The sequence below is a fragment of the Rhodovulum sp. 12E13 genome (genome assembly GCF_003340565.1).
Taxonomy (GTDB): Bacteria; Pseudomonadota; Alphaproteobacteria; order Rhodobacterales; family Rhodobacteraceae; genus HLUCCA09.
The window spans coordinates 1-4,575 of the sequence record NZ_QPLK01000073.1 but is presented as its reverse complement, the minus strand read 5'-3'; the positions used below and the strand labels follow the sequence as shown (position 1 = coordinate 4,575).

Here is a 4,575-nt window from a genome sequence, read left to right as displayed (position 1 = left end):
TCCACATAGCTGAACAGCGACCCGCTCGCCTCGTCTGTCCCGCGCATGACCGCCCCCCTCGTGACCCGGAAAGGGTGAATCATGTCCTCAAACCCGTGTCGAGGCGGCCTTTTTCAGCGGCCTGCTAGATTGCCGATGGCGAGCGAGACGCCGCCCGCGATCAGCAGGATGTAGATCAGCGGATCGCGGAACTGGCGAAGGAAGGTGCGCAGAACCGTCTCGCGCTGGCGCTCGGGCAGCCTGTTCGGCCCGTAGCGCTCCAGCCGCCGATGCGCCTCCTTGTCGGCGAGGCCGGCCTCGCGGTCGCTTCCGAGGTCCTCGGCGACATCCTCGCCCGGCACGGCGTGCCAGGGCCTCTCGGACAGGGTGTCCCGGTGTGGCGCTGCGTCGGTCACGGTCGAACGGGCATCGGGATCAGGACGCGGCCAGACGCGCGGCTTCGTGCATGCTCTGCGCGGCGTGGCACCCCTCCTCGTCGTCGCGCGCGGCGACATCGTTCACCGCGACGAGCTCGGGCTCGGCGCACTCTTGCAGTTGTTTCAACGCGGCCCGGCCCCGCAGGCCGAAACCGTTGATGGCGACGCGTGCAGTCATGTTCGGCATCTCCGCATGGTCAGGGCGCCGGATCGACCATCGACCCGCGCGATGGATGGTCAGGCGAACCGCCGCGCTATTCCGAGAGGCCGAAATCGCCCGGCTCGAACAGCGTGAGGCCCTCGAGTTGATCGGAAGACGACAGCGTGTCGATCGTCACCTGCTCCGCGTCGAACCGGAGCACACCGAAGGGCACGACCACGTCCGACCCTCCCAGACCGACGAAACCGCCAATCGAGACGATGGCGTGGGTCACGCGATCGCCGCTGATTATGATGCCCGAGATTTCCCCGAGCTCATCGCCGATCGCATTGACGACCTGCCGCCCCCTGATGTTCTCGGCCAGTTCGTGCCCGGCGATCCCGTCGCTTTCGGCCGGGCTCGATCTCACGGCGTCACCCGGGTCGCCGTCTGGATCGCCTTCTTGCGCACCGAGGCCCAACGGCAGGAAGGTCGTCGCAATGAAAAACCCGAACACACGCCAAGGGCTGAAAGAGTCCATTGCTGCCTCCCGTGGCTAGGCGGTCTTTTTGCCTCGCGTCCGGACAGTCAACGAGACGAGCATTCAAGGGTTCCGGCCGGAGCTCGTCAGTGAGGAGCCAGGGCCTCCAGGCCGGGCAGCCCCTCTCCCGACAGCCAGTGGAGGAACGCCCCGCCGGCCATGGAGGTGTAGGTGAACAGATGCAGGAACTGGTGCTTCTGCAGAAACGCGGCCGTGTCGCCGCCGCCCGCGACACTGACGAGGCCGCCGGACCGTGTCTGTTCGCCGATCGCCGCCGCCAGGAAATGCGTGCCCTGCCGGAACGGTTCGAGCTCGGCCGCGCCCATCGGGCCGTTCCAGACCACCGTTCCCCGGTCCTCGATCGCGTCGGCGTAGCGGCGGATCGTGTCGGGGCCGATGTCGAGGATCATGCGGTCGCCGATCCTGTCGAGGCCGACGACCTCTGCCTCGGCGTCGCCGTGCGCCTCCGATGCCACGACGACGTCGGTCGGCAACAGCAGATCGACACGCGCGCTTTCGGCGTCGCGCAGCAGCTTCTCCGCCCGCCCGACATCGTCCTCGGCGATCCTCGAGCGCCCGACGTCGATCCCGCGCGCCTTCAGGAACGTCGTCGCCATGACTCCCCCCAGAAGGATCCGGTCGGCCTTGTCCAGCAGTTGCTCGACCACCGGCACCTTGGTCTTTGCCTTGGCCCCGCCAAGCAGCGCGACATAGGGTCGTTGCGGGGCGCCGAGCAGGCGATCGAGTGTCCCGATCTCCTTCTGCATCAGGAGGCCCGCCGCCGCCGGAAGCCGAGCCGGCAGCCCGATGATGGATGCGTGCGCGCGGTGCGACGCCGAGAAGGCGTCGTTGACGTAGAGGTCCGCCAGCCCCGCCAGAGCATCGGCGAAGTCCCTGGCATTGCCCGTCTCGCCGGCATGGAACCTCAGGTTCTCGAGGACGAGGCACTCGCCCGCGCCGAGCCCGTCGACAGCCTGCTCCGCGTCGGTGCCCAGGCAATCCTCGACGAATGTCACCCGAGGGCCGTCCAGCGCGTCACGCAGGGCACCCGCCACAGGGCGCAGCGAGGCCGCGGGGTCGCGCGTGCCGCCGGGCCGGTCGAGATGAGCGATCACGATCAGTCGGCCGCCGCGGCCCAGTATGTCGCGAAGGGTCGGCAGCGCCGCGCGCAGGCGGCTGTCGTCGGCGATCTCGCCGTCCTTCACCGGAACGTTCAGGTCGGCACGCACGAGCACGCGCTTTCCCTCGACATCGGTCGCCCGGATATCCGGCAGGTTCATCTCCCGCTCCCCGTCCGTTCGCATTCAGAGCCGCCGAAGCTCGCCCATATCCGCGAGAAGACGCGCGGCATCCTGCTGGCGGCACAGTTCCGTGCCCGGCGTCAGCAAGGTCGCGGCCGCGGTGGCCACCGCAGCCCGCAGCGATTCCTCGAGCCCCTCCTGCCTCGCCCACGCGAGGCAAAGGCCGGCAACGAAGCTGTCGCCGGCGCCGATGGCACTGCGCGGGTCGACCTCGGGCGGGCGTTGCAGGAGCTTGACGTCACGGGTGACGAGGAGCGCGCCCTCGTCGCCCTCGGTCACGATGACGATCTCGGCGGCGCCCGCCTCGACCCGTTTCTCGGCCCATGCCGCCGTCTCGTCGGGCCAGCCGACATCGTGGCCTGCGATCCCGGAGATCGCGTCGCGGTTCTCGCGGAAGCAGTAGACCCCGGTCTCGAGGGCCGCATCGATCGCATCGTGGGAATCGAGAACGAAGCGGGCACCGGCGCGTTTGCCCCGTGTAGCAGCACGCGCCCAGAAATCCTCGCCCGCGCCTTGAGGCAGGCTGCCGCTGCCGACCACCAGAGACGCGCCGGTCGCGGCGCGCTCCAGCATGTCCAGAAGCCTATCGACCTCGTGCCGCTGCAGCTCGGGGCCCGGCGTCACGAAGCGCAGCACCTTGCCGCTCTCCTCCTCGCAGACGCTGATATCCTCGCGGGTGTCGCCCTCGATGCCGCAGCGTTCGGCATCTATCCCCTCGCGCTTCAGACCGTCCTCGATCTCGTCGCCCCGGCGCCCGCCGGCCGCGTACAGCGCGAGCGTCTCGCCCCCCAGCCGGTGGATCACGCGCGAGACGTTGATGCCGCCGCCACCCGGGTCGGATCTCGGCCGACTCGTGCGAAGCTTCGGTCCCGCCCTGAAGCTCGACGTGGTCAGCCAGAGGTCGAGCGCCGGATTGGGCGTCAATGTCACCACCTTCTCGGCCAAGCTGGGTTTCCCTCGCCGTCTGCCGTCGGTTCGCGCCGTTCTCGGCAGGCGCGATATCTTCGGAACGGCTGATCGGTGCGCAGGTTCCGTTCGCTCTCGATCGCCCCGTCGCGGGCGCGTCGCCCGCCAGGCGCACCTTCACCCCGTCATCTCGATCTCGACCGCCCGGCATCTTCGTGCTGGACGACGGCATGGAGCTGGTGGCCAAGCGGCTCGAGCACATCCCGAACAGCGATCCGCCAGCCGTGCGCGTCATTTCCGACAACGGCTTCTACAGCCCCTACGAGCGAACGGCCGACGAGATCCACATCGTCGGCCGCATCCGTTGGTTCGCGCGGGAGATCTGAGGTGATCGCGTCGCAGGAGGTCGACAACGACGATCCAGCGCCGGCCTTCTCATCGCTCCGTCTCGAAGGTGTGAAGTGAGGCAGGTGCTCCGCCGCACGCGACACTGCAGTGAACCTCAAGTCATTGAATTGACCGTTTGATTCCGCCGGCTTGATCTGTTTAGGGAGCGCCTGAAAAACCCCGCTCTATGATCGGCTTGGGGTAGACTGGGCGGGACCACGAAGTAGGCCCCCGATGCCCAAGCAGCCCGCCTTTCCCGGCCTCCGCCACGCGATGAAGAAGAAGCAGACGCGGCGGGACAAGTTCCTCGCCGAGATGGAGGCGGTTGGAGGGTCTCGCCGGCGTGATACTCGGCGACGACCTGGCGCTTGAAGTCGGCGCGCCGCAAGCGGCCTGCGGTGGCGTCTCGGCATGGGCTTTCTTCCTTGGAAAGCCCGGCCCCGGTCAATTCCGGCCTACCCGATCTGTCCAACCGCAGGGGCGCACTCCAATTGGGGGTCCCGATTCCATGCCGATTGACACCCGACAGCTTGGAGCCTCTGACGGTGCCGAATCGTCAGACTGATCACCAAGTTTCCGGTCCTTGCCGATCTGCCAGGCGTTGAATCCCCGCGTGTGACAACAATCAGAAGGCGACTTCGCCCCTCCTCACGGTGGAAATCAATATGTAGTGCCCAACATCAGAATAATTCACTAATTATTGATGGACGCTTCAAGATTTCACACTTCTGATCGAGCGGTGTCAGCAAACCGTTTTGGTTCGCCCTTTGTTCTTGTCCGTCAGTAGAGTAGGATCGGCGGCTTCTGAGCCTGCCGGAGACCTGCCATGCCCCGCTTCGATTCGACCGAGTTCGGCCGCCTGCTTGCCCGTCCGACACCGCAGGA

Annotated in this window: 6 protein-coding genes; 1 reads left to right on the top strand and 5 read right to left on the bottom strand. The window is 67.3% G+C overall.

The window, feature by feature from the left end; all coding sequences use genetic code 11:
* Positions 1-113 precede the first annotated feature (113 nt).
* From DLJ49_RS20815 to DLJ49_RS20795, 5 genes are all read right to left on the bottom strand, one after another.
* The gene (locus DLJ49_RS20815) at positions 114-395 is read right to left on the bottom strand and encodes a cation-transporting P-type ATPase (RefSeq protein WP_158547542.1); all 282 of its coding nucleotides are present in this window, start codon (positions 393-395) and stop codon (positions 114-116) included.
* Positions 396-414: 19 nt separating this feature from the next.
* Complete coding sequence (locus tag DLJ49_RS20810) at positions 415-594, bottom strand: hypothetical protein (RefSeq protein WP_158547541.1); 180 nt, start codon at positions 592-594, stop codon at positions 415-417.
* 76 nt (positions 595-670) lie between these two features.
* Positions 671-1,096, bottom strand: a complete 426-nt coding sequence (locus DLJ49_RS20805; protein WP_115395426.1) for a PRC-barrel domain-containing protein — start codon at positions 1,094-1,096, stop codon at positions 671-673.
* An 86-nt stretch (positions 1,097-1,182) separates the two neighbouring features.
* Positions 1,183-2,376, bottom strand: a complete 1,194-nt coding sequence (gene pgk, locus DLJ49_RS20800; RefSeq protein ID WP_115395425.1) for a phosphoglycerate kinase — start codon at positions 2,374-2,376, stop codon at positions 1,183-1,185.
* A 24-nt stretch (positions 2,377-2,400) separates the two neighbouring features.
* The gene (locus DLJ49_RS20795; protein WP_158547540.1) at positions 2,401-3,342 is read right to left on the bottom strand and encodes a 1-phosphofructokinase family hexose kinase; all 942 of its coding nucleotides are present in this window, start codon (positions 3,340-3,342) and stop codon (positions 2,401-2,403) included.
* Positions 3,343-3,518: 176 nt separating this feature from the next.
* On the opposite strand from DLJ49_RS20795, the gene DLJ49_RS20790 reads away from it, so the two are divergent.
* Complete coding sequence (locus tag DLJ49_RS20790) at positions 3,519-3,689, top strand: S24/S26 family peptidase (protein ID WP_199533472.1); 171 nt, start codon at positions 3,519-3,521, stop codon at positions 3,687-3,689.
* Positions 3,690-4,575 lie beyond the last annotated feature (886 nt).